The sequence below is a fragment of the Pontibacter chitinilyticus genome, from assembly GCF_039748935.1.
Classification (GTDB): Bacteria; Bacteroidota; Bacteroidia; order Cytophagales; family Hymenobacteraceae; genus Pontibacter; species Pontibacter chitinilyticus.
Genome location: NZ_JBDIZJ010000010.1, coordinates 155,970 through 174,554, shown reverse-complemented (window position 1 = coordinate 174,554; position 18,585 = coordinate 155,970). Strand labels below are relative to the sequence as shown.

Below are 18,585 nucleotides of genomic sequence, written 5' to 3'. Positions count from 1 at the left end.
ATTTATCCTTTGCACAGAGGTACATACTCAAAACTAACTCCGTATGACACGTAAACTGTATTTAACCGCTTTACTGGCAGGTAGCTTTTTTATGGCACACGCACAGCAAAATGCAAAACCCGAAGACACCGAAGTGTGGGAGCCCGTTCCGAAGGTAGTAACGCCCGCCAGCGAGGTGCACATCGAAGCTCCCTCGGATGCCGTTGTTTTGTTCGACGGCAAAAACCTGAATCAATGGGTGATGACGGACGACAGGAGCAAGCCGGCACAATGGACGGTGAAAGATGGGGTGCTAACAGTAAACAAAGCAACCGGCAACATCGAAACCAAGCAATCTTTCAACGATTACCAGCTGCACATCGAGTGGCGCATTCCGGAAAATATTGCCGGTGAAGGCCAGGCCCGCGGCAACAGCGGTATCTTTCTGGCTTCGCTTGGCAAAGGCGACGACGGCTATGAGCTGCAGGTGCTGGATGCCTACAACAACAAGACCTATGTAAACGGCATGGCCGGCAGCATTTACAAGCAGTTTGTTCCGTTGGTAAACCCCGCCCGCAAGCCCGGCGAATGGCAAAGTTATGATGTGATCTGGACAGCTCCGGTTTTTGAGGCAGATGGCTCCTTAAAAGCACCTGCCCGCGTAACAGTGTTGTTTAACGGGGTGCTGGTAGAAAACAACGTTGAACTGCAAGGGCCTACCCAGTACATCGGCAAGCCGACTTACGCGAACAAAAAGCATGGTCCCGCTCCGATCAAACTGCAGGCGCATGGCGATAAGAGCGTGCCGATCAGCTACCGCAACATCTGGGTGCGGGAACTGAAATAATCCGGCTCTACTTTATACTATTTTATACTATTTGCACCTGCTATACTATACTTGCAGGTTCGATCAGTACTCCTGCAGCCGGCGTCTTTCTTCTATCAAAGGAAAGGCGCCGGCTGTTTCAGTAAAAGGGTATCACTGCTGCTTTTGCGGTCTTTTTGCTGCGCGGCCCGCTTTTTACATGTTTGCTTACTTATATAGTTGAACAAGATCAGGGAAAGCAGTTACTTTGTTTGCTATGGCACTAAGTATTACATCGCTGAACTCAGGCAGCAACGGCAACTGCTACTATATTGGGAATGAGCGTGAGGCCGTGCTGGTGGATGCCGGCATTTCGTGCCGCGAAACAGAGAAAAGGATGCACCGGTTGGGCCTGTCGATGCACAACGTGAAAGCTATTTTCGTATCGCACGAGCACTCCGACCATATCCGCGGCATTCCGGTGCTGGCCCGTAAGTATAACCTGCCGGTTTTTATAACACCAGACACCCTGCAGCGGTCGGGCTTTGGTGTGCCGCAGTTCCGCACGGCCACGTTCACGGCACACGAGCCGGTGGCGGTGGGCAACCTTTCTGTTACAGCTTTCCCAAAGCTGCATGATGCCGCCGACCCGCACAGTTTTATCATCACCTGCAAAGCCGTGCAGGTAGGCGTGTTCACTGATATCGGCGCGCCTTGCGAGCAGCTCATCCGGTATTTTAAGCAATGCCATGCGGCTTTTCTGGAAGCCAACTACGACGATGAACTGCTGGACCAAGGCTATTATCCCTACCATCTGAAGCGGCGCATCCGGGGAGGCAAAGGACACTTATCCAACAAACAGGCACTGGCGCTGTTCACTACTTACAAACCGGCCTACATGAGCCATGTGCTGCTGTCGCATCTTTCCAAAGACAACAATCACCCGGTGCTGGCCCGCGACCTGTTTGTGCCGCATGCCGGGAGCACAGAAGTTGTTGTGGCCTCACGCTTCGAGGAAACGCCAGTCTATACGATCAGCGCCACGGCCGGTGTGCCGGACCGGAGCGGCGTGCAGCTAGAGCTGCTGATCTGACCGGCTGGGTAGCCCCGGCGGTACCCTGGAGCAGCAATTGCACCATCTTACCTGTACTTACTTTAATTTCCACGGGCATTGGCCGCTTTAAAAAATGCGCCGTATAATCGGGGACTAAGTGACTAAATTACTGTTATGGAAGATAAAGTAGAACTTACCTCCATGGTTACCATTCTGGCAGCACTACGCAAGGAGGGCTATGCAACGGAGTTCAGGATTACGGAGGATGGACTTTTATGTACGATGGATGAGAAGGCATGCTTTGGCCCTTATGAGGTTCGCATCACGAATTTCTATCGCTTCGAAGGCGAAACCAACCCCGGCGACATGGCTATTCTGTACGCCATCGAAACTGTATCCGGAGAAAAAGGGACTATTGTAGATGCCTATGGGCCCTATGCCGACGAGACTGTAGAGAACTTTATGAAACAGGTAGAGGATTTAGGGAAGGACATTGATAAGCCGGACAGGAAGTAAACGGATAGTGTCTTTTGCCGGGCTCCAAACTATAGGTACAAACGTTTCATACTGGCTTGCCGCAGGCTGCTAAATGCCCGCGGCAAGCCAGTATTTTTTAGCAGGAGACCGTAGCAAAAGCCCTTTTCAAACGATTGTTCCTCTTGTAAAAAGCTACTCACTTCATGCCTGCACCCGTACACCTTCACCTTCCTTTTTTGTTTGCTGTCGCCCTGGCAGGTGTTGCTTCGCTGGTCGGGCAGTGGCTGGTACGTAGTATCGCTATATTGCGGCGGGCGTACGTACCGGAGCCGCTGCTGGGTGGCCTGCTGGTTGCCTTGGTTTTCCTGCTGCTCCGCAAGTCCCAGATAGCCATTGTTGATTTACCTACGCAGGGGGCCGAAGTCGATTTTCTGGTGGGGCTGCTAACAGCTAACATGGGGCTGCACATTACGCCCCGTATTCTGCGGCATGGCTATAAGCTTTTCTTTATCTTTCTGGGCGCCGGGTTGGGCTTGGCTATACTTCAATTTATAGTGGTACTGCCCGTGGCGACGATGGGCGCTCATCCGGTTTACACGGCTATTCTGGCAGGGCCGTTGAGCTTTGTCGGCGCGCCTTTTAACCTGAACCCGCCCTCGCAAACAGGCCCTATCGCGCACCTCTTTCAACTCACCTACCCGCACCTGAAGGAAACAGCCCAGGGCGTGATGATGGTGGGCGTGTTATGCAGTATTTTCGGAGCGAACCTGGTAAGCAGACGGATGTTTCAGGTAGCAGAAAAGCAGCCGCCCAAACCTGCACCCTCAGAAACGCAGGCGCGTTTGTCGCTTAGCACATTTGCTACCGAGTTCACCTGCCTGATCGTGCTGATCTTTGTGCTTGTTTCAGTTGCTTTTGGCATACAGTGGCTACTGCTAAACAAAGTAAGCTGGCTGCAGGATGATTATGTGCCCGTGATCGTGCTCGCTTTTCTGCTGGGAGCTGCCTGCCGCCTGCTTTTCTCCGTAGCCGTCGATAAAAGTAAATTCCCCGAAAAGGCATTGACAGTGCTGCTGCTTGGGCCTACCATGAACCTGGTGCTGTCATATGCCATCATGAGTGTGCCGCTCCATTACCTGTGGCTGCTTACGCCGCAGCTGCTGGCGGGCGCGCTGCTGGCCATCGGCTGTAGCGTGGCCGTTAGTTGGCTGGCATATGGTGTTTTTACACGCTTTACCAACCGCTATTATGCTGCTGTGATCGCGACGGCTTTCCTGGTCGTAACAACAGGATGGGGGCCAATGGCCATGAGCTTTTTACGCCGGTTTATGAATGAAGAGGGGCCGGTGGAACCTATGCCCGTCATCATGCCCCTGAATGCTTTTTTCCTGTTTCCGTGGATGGTGATCCTGCTCACCACCGTGCTGCTGCACCTCTTCGGCTAGCTGCTGCCAGCTGTAAAGAAATCACTTATAAGTATAGAAGTATAGTATGGCTGACAGGCAGGTGCTTTACTGCGGTTTTCGTTTAATGCCTCTGGTAGGAGGTGCCGAAAGCGGATCTTCAGGCCAGTGGTGTTTGGGGTAGCGGCCCCGCAGGTCTTTGCGTACTTCAAAATAGCCATTGCTCCAGAAGCTGCGTAGGTCGCGGGTTACCTGCACGGGGCGTGAGGCCGGGGAAAGCAGGTGCAGCAGCAGGGGCACTTTGCCCCCGCCAATATGGGGTGTTTCCAGTAGCCCGAAGACTTCCTGCAGGCGCACGGCCAGTACAGGAGTTGCTGCATCGGAGTAGTCCAGCGCTATCCGCGAGCCACTGGGCACTTCCAGGTGTGATGGAGCCAGGCGCTCCATCTCCTGCCGCTGCTCCCATGAGAGTAAAGCCAGCAGCGCCTGGTTCAGGTCCAGCCGCATCACCTGCTCCAGCGAGCGTAGTCCCGATAGGTAGGGTTGCAGCCATACTTCCAGTGTCGCAGTCAGCACCGCATCCGAAACATCCGGCCACTGTGCAGGCGCCAGTTGGTGCAAAAACAACAGCCGCTGTCGGGTACGCAGGGCTTCATCAGCCCAAGGCAGCCGGTCAACGCCTCTTTCCCGCAGTACTTCCAGCAGCACCGCTGCTACCTGATCCGGGTCGGGTTGTGTTTGTGTAGTTTCTTCCAGCAGCAGCGCACCCAGGCGGGTGACCTGCCGCGCTTTTACGCGCCCGGTAGCTGTATCCCAGCGTACTTCCTGCAGCGTTTCCAACTGGTCGGTAAAATGAGCCTGCAGTTCGGCTTTGCTAACAGGCGCTGCCAGCAACACGCGCGGCTGTTTGCCAATTTCCAGCTGCGCTACACCATAAAATTCCGCTTCAGCAAAAAGTTCAGTTGCCAGTGCTGCCCGCTGCCCTGTCACCATCCGCACCCGCCCGGACGCTTCCCGCTGCGCCAGCCGATCGGGGTAGGCGAGGGCCGTGAGGATACCTGCTGCCTCTGGTTGCAACAGCTCCTCGGGGGCGCGGAGGCGTTGGCGGAGGTGGCGGGCTTGTTCCCGTACTTTCCGCAACGCGTTCTCATCAAGTATAAACCCCGGGAGAGGCGGACGCTTGCCTGCCAGTATTTCCAGGCGTAGTTGCAGGTCGGGTAGCGGGACCGCCCAGCCTGCCTGCGCCGGCCGCAGTATGTCGCGCTCCGAGAGCAGGGCCGCCAGGGTACAGGCTGTAGCGCTCAAGCCCATTTGATGACCCCACATGACCAAATGGCCGAGGCGGGGATGCATACCCAAACCAGCCAGCGCTTTGCCATGTGGAGTCGGGTTGCCGGCTGCATCCAGCGCCTGCAGGCGTACCAATAAGTCGCGGCCCAGCGCCAGTGCTGCAGCAGGCGGTTCGTTCAGCCACTGCAGGGCTGCTGCCTCTTTCACCCCCCAGAGAGCCAGCTCCAGGGCTAAGCCAGAGAGGTCGGCTTCACAGATCTCCGGGGGCAGGCTGGCCGGCAGTTGCAACTGATCGGCCGCCGACCAAAGTCGATAACAAACGCCCGGTGCCAGTCGGCCGGCGCGGCCCCGGCGCTGATCGGCAGCAGCCTTGGATACCGGCACAGTCGCTAGCGTTGTGAGGCTGGTACGGGGCACAAACCGGGGTATGCGGGCATAGCCGCCATCCACCACGATCATCACGCCCTCTATGGTTAAACTTGTTTCAGCAATGCTCGTTGCCAGTACCACTTTCCGTCTCCCTTTAGGCGCCGGTTGTATAGCGGCAAGCTGCTTTGCGAGCGTCAGTTCGCCATGTAACAAATGCAGGTCGATGGTAGCAGGTAGTTTTTCCTCCAGTTGTGCGCTTACCCGGCGCATTTCGCCCATACCGGGCAGAAAAACCAACACATCGCCCTCGGGGTGCTGGGCCAAGGCTTCACGGATCGCTTTCGGTACCAGGCTGGCCAGCCGCTCTGCGGGGCGGCTACCAGCTGCAGCCACTTCTGCCGTAGAAAGGTAGGAGGTCTCCACCGGGTACTGTCGGCCGGCGCTCTGTATAACGGGTGCGGCCAGCCAACTGCCGATGGTTGTGGCATCGAGGGTGGCGCTCATTACCAGTATGCGCAGCTCAGGACGTAGTACCTGCTGGGCATCCAGCACGAGTGCCAGCCCCAGGTCAGCTGCCAGACTCCGCTCATGAAACTCGTCGAAGATGACAGCGGCAACTCCTTCCAACGCCGGGTCGTCCTGCAACATGCGGGTGAGGATTCCTTCCGTCACCACCTCGATCCTGGTTCTGGCTGATACCACGTGCTCCAACCGGACCCAGTAGCCCACTGTCTGGCCAACGGCTTCCCCCAGCAAGTCTGCCATGCGCTGGGCGGCGGCTCGGGCAGCTAAGCGCCGGGGCTCCAGCACAATAATTTTGCCCCCATTACGCCAGGAAGCCTGCAGCAGGGCGAGCGGTACGAGTGTCGTTTTGCCGGCACCAGGCGGGGCTTCGAGTACTGCTTTGGGCGAATTTTCCAACGCAGCCAGGAGGCGGGGAAGCGCCTCCTTCACGGGGAGTTCAGGTAAAGTATAAAGGAGATCAGTTGCAGGCATACAGCGGCAAAAGTCGGAATTATAGCGGATAGTTTTGTTTTCAAAGCTGAGATATTACAGCTATTACGTTTTTACAGCGGCTATACTTGTGGAGCAGCGCAGGGCTATAAGTATAAGTATAAGTATAAGTATAAGTATAAGCGGCCATGTCGTTCCTGCTTATACTTGTAAATTGTATATCTCAGCCAGGCAGCTACTGCGGATAAGAAATGTGGGTTACTTCTACCACTTCTTCGGTACGGCCCAGGCGCACCGTAACCGTTTGGCCCAGCCGTGCACCCGTAACTGCCCGCGCCAACGGAGCGACAAAAGCAACCTGCCCATCCGGCAAAGAGGCTTCATCTACGCCTACAATGGTGAAGCGGCGCTCCTGGCCCGGTTTTCCGCCGCTGCGGGTGCGGAGCGTAACGGTGGCGCCAAAGCGTACTTCATCCGCTGGCTGACTGCCCGGGTCGATCACACGTGCGCTGGACAGGCGCTCGGAGAGGGCGCTAAGCCGGCCGTTGAGCAGGGTTAGCTGGCGGGTACGTTCGGCTTCGTCCTGGTGGTTGGCTTCAGTGGTAGTGCGTGCTGCCTGCAGTTCCGCCATTTCGGCCCGCAGCTGTGCCAGACCCTGGGGCGTCACATAGTTGGGCGTGCCGGGGGGCAATGCCGCACGCGGCGGAATCAGTGGCGGCTGCCCGGCATCATCTTCTTTTACAAAAGCTCGGCTCATATTAGGTCTAAACGTAAGGCAGGAGGCGGCGTTGTGCAGCCTGTTTTCGGCATCAGGACGGCACTTTATACTTGACCACTGAAGCGGGTGTCGCTGCCCGTATGGTTTGCAGGGTTTTGGCGTTCATCAGCTCGATTTTACCCTGGGCCTGCAGCAGCTCGAAGGCAGCCAGGTAGTTTGCAGGAATATAGTTGGTGCCGAGGCTGTGGTCCTCCCCAATCTTTGCAATAGTTTTATACTTATACTTAGCCGATAGGGCTGCCAGCTCCTCGGCCAGCTTGGTAACGGCATAAGGCAGTTGCTGCGGAAACAGGTTCAGCTGGTGGCGTTGGTACTGGTTGGTTTCAAATAGGGGAACTCCATCCGCCTGAACATCACTGTAGGGCAGCAGCATGTCCTTGAAGCGCTGGTAGGCGCTGCTGTTTCGGGAGCAGAACAGCACAAACTGCAGGGCCAACTCCTTTTCCGGGTCGTTCACTTTGAAGCAGCATGTATAGTAGCCTTTTTCCTTCCACAGCGCAACAAACAGGTCCAGGATAAAGGCATCGCGCCGGGCGCTGTTCTTCTCTTTCCGGCAAAAGCTCTGGATCAGGGCCAGCCGGCTGCCAAATAGCGCTTCCAGGGGCGGGCTCACCTTTTTGCCTGTGAGTGCCTTGCGCAAGGTGTCGGGCTGCAGCACCATGAACAGGTCTGACTGCTGGAGCCCGGCACAGCGCTGCACCATCTCCTGCGCATAGGGGTAGCTGAACGGGTCCAGGAAAAGCAGCGACGGACAGTCGGTTTCCAGCAACTCGGCTAGCAGCAACTGGTTGGCCGGGTCTTGCAGAGAAACCGGCGCGTGTGCCGGCAAACAGGGGAGTTGCTGTAAGTTTTGGTGCAGCTGCTCGAATGCTGCTTTATCGCTCTCGCTGTAAAACGTACGGACAACGGCATTCAGGTCCTGCTGCTTGCCGGTGCTGCGGCAAAGGCGCTCCAGCAGGCCGGGTAAAGATGTCGCAGGTGCCTCCAAGCCCTCGCCGGCTGCAGCGTGCAGGTCAACGTAAAGCAGGGCCTCGCACGTTGCGGCTTTGCCAGCAGCCATATAAAGCCCGCACCAGGTATCGAAGTAGCTGCCCAGCAGCTCTTGCTTCAGTTCGGCAAAGCTGCGCCTGTGCTTAAAAAATGTAGGGCTTGGAAGGGCAGAAGGCATACGGAAGCTTTGGTGGAACTCAGGTTAAGTGTGTTTAAAATCCGGCGGCGCCTGAAAAGCCAGGTGCTGCTTTAAAAGCGTTTACGGCTGTTGCCTGCAATACACCTGATTTTGGGTGGCAGTCAAACCTGCCGCATGATTTAAGGTTGCTAAATTAATTAGTCTTTACTTGATAAAGCTAATGATAATAGCTTTTTTTGTGCAACCTTTTGGCTGCTGGCAGATGTCTTATCTTGCAATGGATTCAGAGTTAATGATTTATACTTTGAATGAGAGGTTGTGGTAGAATGGCTGTGCGGGTAGTACCAAAGAGCAGGATTTTGCCGCAGGCAAGTATAAAAATACCGAATGGCTGCAGACAAGTATAAAACGCTGCCGGTTTATCCCAGTATTACAGGAGTGCTTCTCTTTGTTCGTCCGGAAGTGATCATTATGGAACCGGTTCGGGAAGGTGCTGCTTATACTTTGGGGATAGCAGAAACAAAGTCTGCACTTTTATTATTGCTGATTATTATTGTTACTTTACAGAAGCTTTCTGGTAGCACTTACTCCCCAGCATACCATAGCGGCAGGCTTTTGTTTGCAGCCGTCAATGTAGGAAACAGGGGCAGGGGAACACAAGGATTCGACGTTACAGATTAGAATTGATGGCTGATACTTTATACTCCGCGCTAACTGGTGCGCCCGTTCCTTTTCAGAAGCTATTCGAGTCTTTGCCGGGGCTATACTTAGTCCTTTCCCCACAATTTTGCATTAAAAGTGTCAGCGATGCCTACCTGCAGGAAACAAGGTTGTCGCGCGAAGCAATAACAGACCGTTACCTTTTTGATGTTTTCCCTGAAGCACAAACCGCATCTGGCCTGACCGATAGATTACGTGCCTCGCTGGAGCACGTACTTGCTACGGGCGAGCCGCATACCCCCGGCATCCAGCGCTACGACCTGCCCGGAGATGCCAACGCTGATACGGCCCTGGAGCGCTACTGGAGCATCACCAATACGCCTGTACTCAATGCGCAGGGAAATGTCTGGTATATCATACATGAAACCGTCAATGTAACGGCGAGCGTGCTGGCAGAGCGGCAACTCCGCGAAAGTCAGCAACGCGAACAGCACATCCAAAGCCGTACCGACGCCCTGCAGCTGGCCCAGGCCGAGGCGTTGTACCAGAAAGAGCGGCTGTACTCGCTGCTGATGCAGGCGCCTGTGGGCATCGGTATTTTTCAGGGTGAGGGCCATATTGTAGAGTTGGTGAACCCGATGCTGGGTGATTTGCTGGGCCGTGACCCGGAGCAGCTGTTGCACAAATCAATATTTGATGTGCTGCCGGAGGTAAAGCAGCAGGGCTTTGGCGAAATACTGGATGCTGTGCTGCAGGAGGGGAAACCTTTTGAACAGAAGGAGCTGCCCGTTACCCTGATCAGGCAGGGCGAACTGGAGCAGCGGCATTTTCATATCCGCTACCAGGCGCTTCGCGATACCCGACAGCAGATCACGGGCGTTATGCAGATCGTGTACGATGTAACAGAGCAGGTGCGGGCCCGCCAGATGGCCGAACAAAGTGAGGCCATGCTGCAACTGGCACTGGAAGCCGGAAACATGGCAACCTTTAACTTTGACGTGGTGCAGCAGCAGGTAGCCCGAAGTGCCAACCACGACCGCCTGCTGGGCTACGAACAAAACCAATTGAACTGGAACATCGCTTCGCTGCTGCTACATACCGTGGAGGAGGACCATGCCATCGTGAAGGAGAAATTTTCGCAAGCAATGCAGACCGGCCTTTTAGATATGGAAGTCCGCATCCGCCGCGTAGACGGAGAGCTGCGCTGGATGAGGAACCAGGGGCAGGTGTTTTACGAGCAGGCGCAGCCCGTTCGGATTGCCGGGGTAATGCTGGATGTTACCCGGCAGAAAGCTGCCGAGGCGGCATTGCGGGAGCAGGAGCAGCAACTCCGGCTACTGACTGATGCGCTGCCGGTACTTATCTCCTACATCGGCACAGACGAGCGCTATTATTTTGCCAACAAGGCTTATGAGCAGTGGTTTCACCTGAACCCTGAAAATATGCTGGCGCTATACCTGAAAGATGTGGTCGGGGAGGAAACTTACCGCAACATCAAGCCATACTTTAACCAGGCAATGGCGGGGGAGCGCATGGAATTTGAAGTGCAGATGGACAACCGTCACGGCCACTCCCGGCATGTACTAACCAACTATATTCCGCACGTTGTACAAGGGAAGGTGGAGGGTGTTTATGTGCTGATAACGGATATGACAGAGCAGAAAAATGCCCGCCAACATTTACAGGCACTTACCGAAGAACTGGCCCAGATCAACAACGAACTGGCAGCAGCTAACGCCGAGATCACAGCCAGCAACCGGGAACTGGCCGAAATAAACAAGCAGCTCTCTCATACCAACGTAGACCTGGATAATTTTATCTATACCGCCTCGCACGACCTCAAAGCGCCCATTTTTAACATCGAAGGGCTACTACAGGCGCTGCAAAGCGAGCTACCCGCAGAAAGCCTGCAGCAGGAAGTGGTGCAGCACATTATGCGGATGATGCAGGACTCAATTGAACGGTTTAAAAGAACTATTGCCAACCTGACAGAAGTAACCAAACTGCAGAAGGACAACAGCAAAGAGGTGAGTCTGGTGCAGCTGCCCGCCGTAGTCGGCGAGGTAAAGTTAGACCTGCAGCAGATGATTCGGGAATCAGGGGCACAGGTGGTGGTGCAGATGCAGGAATGCCCCGCCATTTCTTTCTCAGAGAAAAACCTGCGCAGCATCGTTTATAACCTGCTTTCCAACGCCATCAAATACCGTGCGCCGGGGAGAGCGCCGCTGGTGCAGCTGCGGTGCCACCAGGAGCCTGGCTACATTGTGCTTACAGTGCAGGATAATGGGCTGGGCATGAATGCGGGGCAGCAGCAACAGCTTTTCACCATGTTTAAGCGTTTCCACGACCATGTAGAAGGATCGGGCATTGGGTTATACATGGTAAAGCGCATTATAGAGAATGCTGGCGGTAAAATAGAAGTGGCCAGCAGGGTAGGCGAAGGTACGGCCTTTTACGTCTACTTCCGGCACTAAGCGTCTGCTGTTACCGGCTTGCTGGTGATCCGAATAAAGCCTTTGTTATACAGGCGTTTGCCGCTGTAGGGATCAAATTCATACCATACATCCAGCACGTACTCGGGTGTGCTGTAGCTGGTGGCGAACTCCGATTTGCCATCGATCAGCTGGTCGTCTGTCACCATTTCGTAGCCGTCGTGCAGGGCTTTGTAATACGCCTCCTCGTCGTCGTAAGCAGCCAGGTAGCGGTTGTACACCTGGTGGTACTTGTCGGTAATGGCTTCATACAAGCGTTGTATTTCCGGCTTGTCGAATGTCATGTAGCCTTCCTCGTCTTTGGTCCATGTGCCTCGTAGTTCCATGGGTGCAAGGTAAGCGTTGCAGGCCGCATTTATATAGCTTCCGGCAAAAGATTTGCCAAGCCGTACGGTAGCAGGTGCAGCCGGAGCAGAGCCATCCTTAGCGCTGTCTGAACCCGGAACTGTCTGCTTTCCTTTCATGTATACCTGCCGGGAGCATGCGCAGGGATGTACCATACTTTAATTGGGGTTATCTCTGGTTTTAAACTTTGTTGCTGGCGAGCGCGGTTGTATCTTTAACAAGTATGAAACAAGCCCTGACAAACGGGGTTTCGTATGAGGCTATACATTGGCAACCTGTATCGTAGCGCAGGCAACACCGGTGCTTAAGGTGCTGCGGCCGGAGCCTGTTCATAGCCTGTTATCGCAAACGGAATCGTTTTTATGATAGAGTCTTCTTTCTTTTACAAGCTTCCGCTGTGGAGCCAGGCAGAAGTGCTGGAGCAGCAGGGAACCCACCTGGCGCTGCGGCAGCAAGGGGAATGGCGCGTTTCACTGTATGTGCTGGAGCATCATTTTGTAGAGCTCTGGGAAAAAGACGGGCTGCGGGTCGTCTCCACTTTTAAACCGGCGGCCAGCGCCATGGCAATTCTGGAGCCTTACGCCGCCCACATAGATATCCAGCGCCTGCTGGAAGCCTGATGAAGTATAAAAGGCCGAGGCATTGACTCCTGCTTATACTTGCTGCCTTCGTTAGATCAGGCCACGGGCTTTCAACTCCAGGTATTTGTTAATGGTGTTAACCGTCAGGTCTTTGGGCGGCGTTAGGATGGCGTGGATGCCGTGCTGGCGCAGCAACTTGACTACCTCCCGCTTGTCATAGCGGAACTTCTCGGCAACGGCCTTGGTGTATATTTCTTCGGTGTTGGTGGCGGGCTCTTGCAGTAGGGCACGCAGCTCTGTGTTCTCAAAAAAGATCACCACCAGCAAATGGTGCCTGGCCAATGCCCGCAGGTAAGGCAGCTGCCGCTGGGCACCATTTAAGGTTTCAAAATTGGTGAACAGCAACAGCAAGCTGCGTTGTTTCAGGGTATGGCGCACGGTGGCGTACAGGCGCTCGTAGTCTGTTTCCTGGTACAGGGTTTTCTGGTTGTATAGCAGCTCCAGAATGCGGCGCAGCTGGTCTCCTTTGCGCTGCGCCGGAAGGATGTTGCTGATCTTATCCGAAAACGTGATGATACCTGCCTTGTCCTGCTTTTTTAGTGCGATGTTAGAAATAACCAGCGAGGCGTTGATGGCATAATCCAGCAGCGTTAGTCCTTCGAACGGCATCTGCATTACGCGGCCTTTGTCCAGCAGGCAATATACCTGCTGCGAGCGCTCATCCTGGTAGCTGTTCACCATCAGCTCAGCTTTGCGGGCCGAGGCTTTCCAGTTGATCGTCCGCTGGTCGTCGCCGGCCACATACGTGCGGATCTGCTCAAACTCGGAGCTCTGGCCCACGCGACGCACTTTCTTAATTCCCAGCTCGTGTAATTTATTCGAGGCGGCCAGCAGCTCATACTGCCGCATCTCGATAAAGGAAGGATAAACCGGTACCTCCTGGTCCTGTGCAAACTTGTAGCGCCGCTTTACCAACTGCAGCGTGCTGATGGCAAATACGTTGATTGCCCCGAAGCTGTATGTGCCCCGCTTGGTGGGCCGCAGGGTATACTGAATAATATGCGTGCGCCCTTTCGGAACAGTCGCCTGAAACAGGCTGTCGCGCTTCTGAAACTGGAACGGCAGTTCATCGATTACCTCGGCATGCAGCGTGAAGTTATACTTGTTCTCCAGGTATAAGTATACTTCGTTGTCGCTGCCGTTAGAAAGCTTTTCCTGCATGCTGCGGCTGGCAAACACCCCCTGCCGGTTGCTGTAAAGCAGCAGCAGATCGAGCACGGTGAGCAGCACCAGCACGCCGAAGCCTGCTTTGGCAAACACCAGCAGCACCGGCACAAAGAAGGCAAGCACAAACAGGCACACCAGCGCGGCCAGGCTCAGGTACAGGCGATTGGTAAAGTATAAACTGCGGATAAAAGCCACTAACAATGAAAAATTAAGTTGTTCATAAAGTCAGATTTTCCCTCCAGGGACAATCTTCAGGTAAGATTTAGCATTCCGGAGCTTTCGGCTAACGCGGTACTTCTACTTTTTGGATGATCTGTTTGATGACCTCGTCCGGCGTAATGCCTTCCATCTCGCGCTCCGGCGTGAGTAGGATACGGTGACGCAGCACCACCGGCGCCAGTTCCTGCACATCTTCCGGGGTTACAAAGCCGCGACCCCGCAGGGCAGCCATCGCTTTGGCACTGTTAAGCAACGCAATCGAAGCACGGGGCGAAGCGCCCAGGTACAGCGACTTATTGCCACGCGTTTCCCCGACAATCCCGGCAATATACTCGATCAGTTTGCGGTCCAGGTGCACGGCCTGCACGGCTTCGCGCAGCGCCAGCAGGTGCTCTGCTGATAAAACTGGTTGCACACGATCCAGATCCTTTTTGAGCTGGGCGCCTTTGTGCTGTAGTTCCAGTATGGCCACTTCCTCCGCCAGGCTAGGGTAATCAACCAGCACCTTGAACATGAACCGGTCCAGCTGCGCCTCCGGCAGGCGGTAGGTGCCTTCCTGCTCAATCGGGTTTTGCGTAGCCAGTACCACAAACGGCGCCGCCAGCGGGTATACCTTGCCATCGTGGGTGATGTGCTGCTCTTCCATCACCTCAAACAGCGACGCCTGCGTTTTAGCAGGGGCCCGGTTGATCTCGTCTATGAGCACAATGTTGGCGAAGATCGGCCCTTTTTTATAGTCGAAGGTGCTGGTGCCGGGGTGGAAAACGGAGGTGCCCAACACGTCGGAGGGCATGAGGTCCGGGGTGAACTGGATGCGGCTGAAGTCTACCTGCACGGTGCGGGCCAGCAGTTTTGCCGTCAGCGTTTTGGCAATGCCGGGCACGCCTTCTATCAGCACGTGGCCCTCGGCCAGCATGGCGATCAACAGTAATTCGATCAGTTTCTCCTGGCCAACTATAATCTGGCGAAGCTCCTGCTTTATACTTTCCGCAGCGGTGCGCAGGGCGGTGTAGTCGGTTTTGTTTTCCTGGGTGGAGATGAGTACGTCTTCTTGCATAAGCTATACCTGGGCTTTGGGCCCGATAAAGGTTTGTTTGTAAAAGTCTTCTAAATACTTGTTAAGCAACAGCAGGGTCTGGTCGCTGATGGCATTGGCGTGTGTGATGCTGTTGATCAGCTCAAAAATACGATCGATCAGTTCTCTGTCGGCACCTGATTTTGCCGTGACCCGCTCGCGCAGATCTTCATCCAATATACTGGTGCTGACGTGGTACTGCAGGCGCAGGTGTTCCAGAAAATAGGTAATCTTTTTTGAGGCGATGTTTTTATGGTTGCCATGGGTATAGTATAAACCACTGATGGCCTGCACAAAATCGAGGGTGGTGTTGCGTGGCGGTGCCAGCACTGGAATAATACGTTGCGTGCGCTTGCTCTGCACCAGCAGAAACAGGAGCATGGTTGCCAAAGCTAGGTAGTAGGCCCAGGTCAGCGACTCATGGCGCATCAGCACCCTGAAAACGGATGGATTCTCGTCGCGGCCCTGGTTCTGGTACTCATCCCACAACACCGGCTGCACGGGCAGGTGCGAGAGGGCGGTGGCTGCGTAGCCGCTCTGCTTCCTTGTCAGCAGTTGGTAATTGGTGAAAGCCAGCGGCACAGCGCTGATGTAAAAACTGCCCGCTCCAAACGGCACCTGCATCAAGTTGAGCTTGCCTGCTTTGTTACGCCCGAGCGCTACATGGCCCGCCCGCTGCGTTACTTGTAAATAGCGGGCATTGTTGTTGGGCGGATACGTATAAACGGTGTGCTTTGGCTGGCTGGTAAAGTATAAGCCTGTCGAATCAGGTGAGGTGGTATTCAGGAAAGCCGTGTTGAAGTGGAGCGTATCGCGAAGGGAAGGGGCAAACTCCTCTGCCGCGATAAAGACCTGGTTGCCGCGGCGCACAAAGTCCAGCAGCAGTTGGGTATCCAGGCTGTCGGCCGCAAAGTATTTTTGGATGAAAATGTAGTTGCCCTGCAGCGTAGTGTCCTGCAGTTGGTTATATACTGGCTCCCGCACCTGCTGCACCTGCTGCCCCGGAAAAAGGCCCGGCAGCAGCTCATACAGCGCATACGTGCCATACGGGATCTTGTCTTTGCGCGAATAGGTCTGCGACCAGTCCACAGGTTTGGGGCGGAAATACTCCAGCAGCACCAGCCCCGAGAAGAGCAGCAGGATCAGGACGATATATCTGCGGTAGTCTTTCATGCGTGCTGCTGCTTTACGAGGGCGTCAAACTGTTGGAACGTTATGCGGGCAGAGGCAAAGAGTTCCTGCCCTAAACCAGCGCCGCCATACCATACATATTCAAACATACTGGTCAGCTGCTCAAACTCCTGCCGGATACCGGGCAGCTGAATTTCAGTGATGTAGCTGCGGTTCGTTTTGCCCGGCTTCCAGTGGATCAGGCCCAGCTCCGTTAGTTGTTTCAGGCTCTGGAGATAGTGCAGGCGGATGGCCTTGCGGTAGTCGTGCTGCGCGATCGCCTCCGCCAGCAGGGCCGCCATGTCCATGTCCTGTATGTTCTCTTCATACACCGCATAAGGGGTGTCGGTTTGTTGCGGCTTTTTGCCGAAGAGGCTGCCCACGTCAACATGCTGCATCTTTATCACCACAAAGGCAATAGCCGCCGTAATGAGCAGGTAGATCATCAGCTCCCAGAAGCCGCTCGCCTCGCCCTGGTAAAACAGCTCCTTCAGCCAGTGTTGCAGGCGGGCCATCAGGCGCTCCCAGAAAGTGTTGGTTGGGCGTACTTCTTCAAAGTATTCAAAGTCCTTGTCTGCCTGCAGGGCCGCTAACGTTTCTTTGTCCGGTTGCCGGACCACCACCGGTTGCCGGGCAGCGGGGATGCTGTCCTGGGGCAGGGCACAGGCGATACGGCTCAACCCAAATAGCAGGCCAAGTACAAGTATAAAAACCGGAAAGCGCTTAAAATTCGCCTTCATTTGCTGTTGCATTCAGGTCGCGGCGGCCAATCATATCTACCTGGGTAAGTAAACCAAGTCCGTCTTTCTGCTCTACCAGGTTAAAATACTGGAATGCCAACGCAATGGCTGACAGGGAGTAGATGTAAATGCCCAGTACGGAAGAAATCGCACTTGCCACTACCAGCAGCAGATCGCTTTCTGCACCCGGTATCTGGAACATGCGCATCAGCGTGACCACACCTACCGGTAAAGCCGTCAGCCAGGTGAAAACGCCTTGTATCAGCCCAACCATCAACAGCAAGCCAAAGGTAGCCCACCAGTTGCCTTTGATAAGGTGGAAGCAGCGCTCCAACGTTTCTACAAAGCCGGTCTCTTCGCGCACCATCACGATCAGGAACAAGGAAAAAACCACACCCAGGTATAGCCCAAGCCCCAGCAGAAATATGCCCAGAAAACTGACAACGGCCAATGCAATGCTGGAATAAAGGGCCTGCACCAGGTTCTGTTTCACATGCGCCCACACGGCGGCAGGCTGCACAGGCGTTTCTTCATCCATGTACACCACCATAAAGCCGTACACCGTGAGGCACACCAGCACATAGCCCAGAAACATAAAGAAAAGGGTGAGCAGGTAATGGAGCGAGGTCACCTGGTTGAAGAAGCTATACTCGCCTAGCGTGCTGTAAGGCTTGTCGCTGCCCAGTGTCCGGAACAGGCGTGCCTGGTACAGGCCCGACAGGATACCGGCTGTCAGTGCAACCGGTGTTACGTACAGCAGCAGCACGCGGAGCAGCGGGCGGAAGTTGAGTTTGATAAAGCGGAAAGTGGCGTTCAGCTTCTCACTGAAGTCCCTTTCTTCGCGTAAGTTAATTTTCTGGCTTGTCTGTAGCATGGCGGTGGTGCAACGTGCGTGGATAAAGTATAAAGTAGTAGAATATAAAAGTGGCAGAAGAAAGGATAATGGCCAGGCTGAGGGCAACTGGCATGTCGGTGTGGCGGGTTACAAAGCCCTCCAGAAAACCAGCGGTGATAAAGATAGGTACCAGCCCCACCACGATCTTAAGCCCTTGGCGGGCGCCCTGCTTAAATGCGTGCAGGCGCGAATAGGTGCCCGGAAACAGGAGGCTGTTGCCCATCACAAAACCGGCGCAGCCTGCAATCACAATGGCCGAGATCTCCAGCGTGCCATGTATCCAGATGGTGAGCAGCGACGGCAGCAGCAACCCTTGTTTGTAGAAAAAGTACTGGAAAGCGCCCAGCATCACGCCGTTCTGAAACAGGATCCAGCCGGTGCCGAGCGAAAAGAACACCCCCAGCACAAAAGCCATAAAAGCCACCTTAATGTTGTTCAGGGTGATAAAAAGGAACATTTCGGCTTCACCACCGCCTTTGTAAATCGCCAGTGGGTCGCCGTGGCGGATATTCTCCATGGTCTGGTTTACATAGGAGTCGCCCAGAATGAGGCGCACAAAAGTGTCGTCGAGAGCGGCGGAAAGGGCGCCAATGCCGCAGGCAACGGCAAAGATCAGAAACGCATAGCCCAACTGCCGGTGGTGCTGCCGGAATAGGTAAGGCAGTTCATACTTCCAGAAGGCGAAGAAGCGGTTCTGCTTCTCTCTTTTATTTTTATAGATGGACTGGTGTGTGCGGCCGGTGAGTGCGTTGAGATAGGCCGTGGTGTCAGAATCGGGGTAGAACGTGCGCGCATACGCCAGGTCGTCCGTCAGCTCAATAAACTTGTCAGCCAACTCATCGGGGCTGGAGGCTTTCTGAATGGCAAAGGACTTCCACTTAAGTTTGTTTTTTCGGATAAAGGCAGACTCACGCACGGCAAAAGTATTTTCTTATCTACCAAA

At 54.7% G+C, this 18,585-nt stretch carries 17 protein-coding genes; 7 read left to right on the top strand and 10 right to left on the bottom strand.

What is annotated here, in order from left to right:
• Positions 1-43: 43 nt before the first annotated feature.
• From ABDW72_RS15385 to ABDW72_RS15370, 4 genes are all read left to right on the top strand, one after another.
• Positions 44-826 (top strand): 3-keto-disaccharide hydrolase, encoded by a 783-nt coding sequence (locus ABDW72_RS15385; RefSeq protein WP_347159479.1) that lies wholly within the window; start codon positions 44-46, stop codon positions 824-826.
• A 235-nt stretch (positions 827-1,061) separates the two neighbouring features.
• Positions 1,062-1,877: an MBL fold metallo-hydrolase gene (locus ABDW72_RS15380; RefSeq protein WP_347159478.1), complete on the top strand. Its 816-nt coding sequence runs from the start codon at positions 1,062-1,064 to the stop codon at positions 1,875-1,877.
• 135 nt (positions 1,878-2,012) lie between these two features.
• Positions 2,013-2,354 carry a hypothetical protein gene (locus ABDW72_RS15375; protein WP_347159477.1) on the top strand — a complete coding sequence of 114 codons (342 nt, stop codon included), beginning with the start codon at positions 2,013-2,015 and terminating at the stop codon, positions 2,352-2,354.
• 164 nt (positions 2,355-2,518) lie between these two features.
• Complete coding sequence (locus ABDW72_RS15370; RefSeq protein WP_347159476.1) at positions 2,519-3,760, top strand: sodium/glutamate symporter; 1,242 nt, start codon at positions 2,519-2,521, stop codon at positions 3,758-3,760.
• 66 nt (positions 3,761-3,826) lie between these two features.
• Here ABDW72_RS15370 and hrpB read toward each other — a convergent pair whose 3' ends face one another.
• From hrpB to ABDW72_RS15355, 3 genes are all read right to left on the bottom strand, one after another.
• The gene (hrpB, locus tag ABDW72_RS15365) at positions 3,827-6,373 is read right to left on the bottom strand and encodes an ATP-dependent helicase HrpB (protein ID WP_347159475.1); all 2,547 of its coding nucleotides are present in this window, start codon (positions 6,371-6,373) and stop codon (positions 3,827-3,829) included.
• Between the two features lie 193 nt (positions 6,374-6,566).
• Positions 6,567-7,088 (bottom strand): GreA/GreB family elongation factor, encoded by a 522-nt coding sequence (locus ABDW72_RS15360; protein WP_347159474.1) that lies wholly within the window; start codon positions 7,086-7,088, stop codon positions 6,567-6,569.
• 52 nt (positions 7,089-7,140) lie between these two features.
• Positions 7,141-8,277, bottom strand: coding sequence for a class I SAM-dependent methyltransferase (locus tag ABDW72_RS15355; protein WP_347159473.1), 1,137 nt, complete (start codon positions 8,275-8,277; stop codon positions 7,141-7,143).
• Between the two features lie 348 nt (positions 8,278-8,625).
• On the opposite strand from ABDW72_RS15355, the gene ABDW72_RS15350 reads away from it, so the two are divergent.
• Together ABDW72_RS15350 and ABDW72_RS15345 are read left to right on the top strand one after the other, a co-directional pair.
• Entirely contained in the window at positions 8,626-8,919 is a 294-nt protein-coding gene (locus ABDW72_RS15350) for a hypothetical protein (protein ID WP_347159472.1), read from the top strand.
• Between the two features lie 5 nt (positions 8,920-8,924).
• Positions 8,925-11,372 carry a PAS domain-containing protein gene (locus tag ABDW72_RS15345; protein WP_347159471.1) on the top strand — a complete coding sequence of 816 codons (2,448 nt, stop codon included), beginning with the start codon at positions 8,925-8,927 and terminating at the stop codon, positions 11,370-11,372.
• Here the strand turns inward: ABDW72_RS15345 and ABDW72_RS15340 are convergent.
• Positions 11,369-11,890: a hypothetical protein gene (locus tag ABDW72_RS15340; RefSeq protein WP_347159470.1), complete on the bottom strand. Its 522-nt coding sequence runs from the start codon at positions 11,888-11,890 to the stop codon at positions 11,369-11,371. The two genes, ABDW72_RS15345 and ABDW72_RS15340, sit on opposite strands and share 4 nt — an antisense overlap.
• A gap of 207 nt (positions 11,891-12,097) precedes the next feature.
• On the opposite strand from ABDW72_RS15340, the gene ABDW72_RS15335 reads away from it, so the two are divergent.
• Entirely contained in the window at positions 12,098-12,355 is a 258-nt protein-coding gene (locus tag ABDW72_RS15335) for a hypothetical protein (RefSeq protein WP_347159469.1), read from the top strand.
• 51 nt (positions 12,356-12,406) lie between these two features.
• Here the strand turns inward: ABDW72_RS15335 and ABDW72_RS15330 are convergent, their stop codons facing one another.
• From ABDW72_RS15330 to ABDW72_RS15305, 6 genes are all read right to left on the bottom strand, one after another.
• Positions 12,407-13,738 carry a DUF58 domain-containing protein gene (locus ABDW72_RS15330; RefSeq protein WP_347159468.1) on the bottom strand — a complete coding sequence of 444 codons (1,332 nt, stop codon included), beginning with the start codon at positions 13,736-13,738 and terminating at the stop codon, positions 12,407-12,409.
• A gap of 88 nt (positions 13,739-13,826) precedes the next feature.
• The gene (locus ABDW72_RS15325) at positions 13,827-14,819 is read right to left on the bottom strand and encodes an AAA family ATPase (protein WP_347159467.1); all 993 of its coding nucleotides are present in this window, start codon (positions 14,817-14,819) and stop codon (positions 13,827-13,829) included.
• A 3-nt stretch (positions 14,820-14,822) separates the two neighbouring features.
• The gene (locus ABDW72_RS15320) at positions 14,823-16,010 is read right to left on the bottom strand and encodes a DUF4350 domain-containing protein (RefSeq protein WP_347159466.1); all 1,188 of its coding nucleotides are present in this window, start codon (positions 16,008-16,010) and stop codon (positions 14,823-14,825) included.
• Positions 16,007-16,747 (bottom strand): DUF4129 domain-containing protein, encoded by a 741-nt coding sequence (locus ABDW72_RS15315; RefSeq protein WP_347159465.1) that lies wholly within the window; start codon positions 16,745-16,747, stop codon positions 16,007-16,009. Before ABDW72_RS15315 ends, ABDW72_RS15320 begins: the two co-directional genes overlap by 4 nt.
• The gene (locus ABDW72_RS15310; RefSeq protein WP_347159464.1) at positions 16,731-17,621 is read right to left on the bottom strand and encodes a DUF7847 domain-containing protein; all 891 of its coding nucleotides are present in this window, start codon (positions 17,619-17,621) and stop codon (positions 16,731-16,733) included. The genes ABDW72_RS15315 and ABDW72_RS15310 overlap by 17 nt, the downstream gene beginning before the upstream one ends.
• Complete coding sequence (locus ABDW72_RS15305; protein ID WP_347159463.1) at positions 17,596-18,558, bottom strand: stage II sporulation protein M; 963 nt, start codon at positions 18,556-18,558, stop codon at positions 17,596-17,598. Before ABDW72_RS15305 ends, ABDW72_RS15310 begins: the two co-directional genes overlap by 26 nt.
• Positions 18,559-18,585: the final 27 nt, after the last annotated feature.

Coding starts and splice junctions, on each gene's coding strand:
- ABDW72_RS15385 (WP_347159479.1), top strand. CDS start 44: ATGACACGTAAACTGTATTTAACCGCTTTACTGGCAGGTAGCTTTTTT.
- ABDW72_RS15380 (WP_347159478.1), top strand. CDS start 1,062: ATGGCACTAAGTATTACATCGCTGAACTCAGGCAGCAACGGCAACTGC.
- ABDW72_RS15375 (WP_347159477.1), top strand. CDS start 2,013: ATGGAAGATAAAGTAGAACTTACCTCCATGGTTACCATTCTGGCAGCA.
- ABDW72_RS15370 (WP_347159476.1), top strand. CDS start 2,519: ATGCCTGCACCCGTACACCTTCACCTTCCTTTTTTGTTTGCTGTCGCC.
- hrpB (WP_347159475.1), bottom strand. CDS start 6,373: ATGCCTGCAACTGATCTCCTTTATACTTTACCTGAACTCCCCGTGAAG.
- ABDW72_RS15360 (WP_347159474.1), bottom strand. CDS start 7,088: ATGAGCCGAGCTTTTGTAAAAGAAGATGATGCCGGGCAGCCGCCACTG.
- ABDW72_RS15355 (WP_347159473.1), bottom strand. CDS start 8,277: ATGCCTTCTGCCCTTCCAAGCCCTACATTTTTTAAGCACAGGCGCAGC.
- ABDW72_RS15350 (WP_347159472.1), top strand. CDS start 8,626: ATGGCTGCAGACAAGTATAAAACGCTGCCGGTTTATCCCAGTATTACA.
- ABDW72_RS15345 (WP_347159471.1), top strand. CDS start 8,925: ATGGCTGATACTTTATACTCCGCGCTAACTGGTGCGCCCGTTCCTTTT.
- ABDW72_RS15340 (WP_347159470.1), bottom strand. CDS start 11,890: ATGGTACATCCCTGCGCATGCTCCCGGCAGGTATACATGAAAGGAAAG.
- ABDW72_RS15335 (WP_347159469.1), top strand. CDS start 12,098: ATGATAGAGTCTTCTTTCTTTTACAAGCTTCCGCTGTGGAGCCAGGCA.
- ABDW72_RS15325 (WP_347159467.1), bottom strand. CDS start 14,819: ATGCAAGAAGACGTACTCATCTCCACCCAGGAAAACAAAACCGACTAC.
- ABDW72_RS15320 (WP_347159466.1), bottom strand. CDS start 16,010: ATGAAAGACTACCGCAGATATATCGTCCTGATCCTGCTGCTCTTCTCG.
- ABDW72_RS15315 (WP_347159465.1), bottom strand. CDS start 16,747: ATGAAGGCGAATTTTAAGCGCTTTCCGGTTTTTATACTTGTACTTGGC.
- ABDW72_RS15310 (WP_347159464.1), bottom strand. CDS start 17,621: ATGCTACAGACAAGCCAGAAAATTAACTTACGCGAAGAAAGGGACTTC.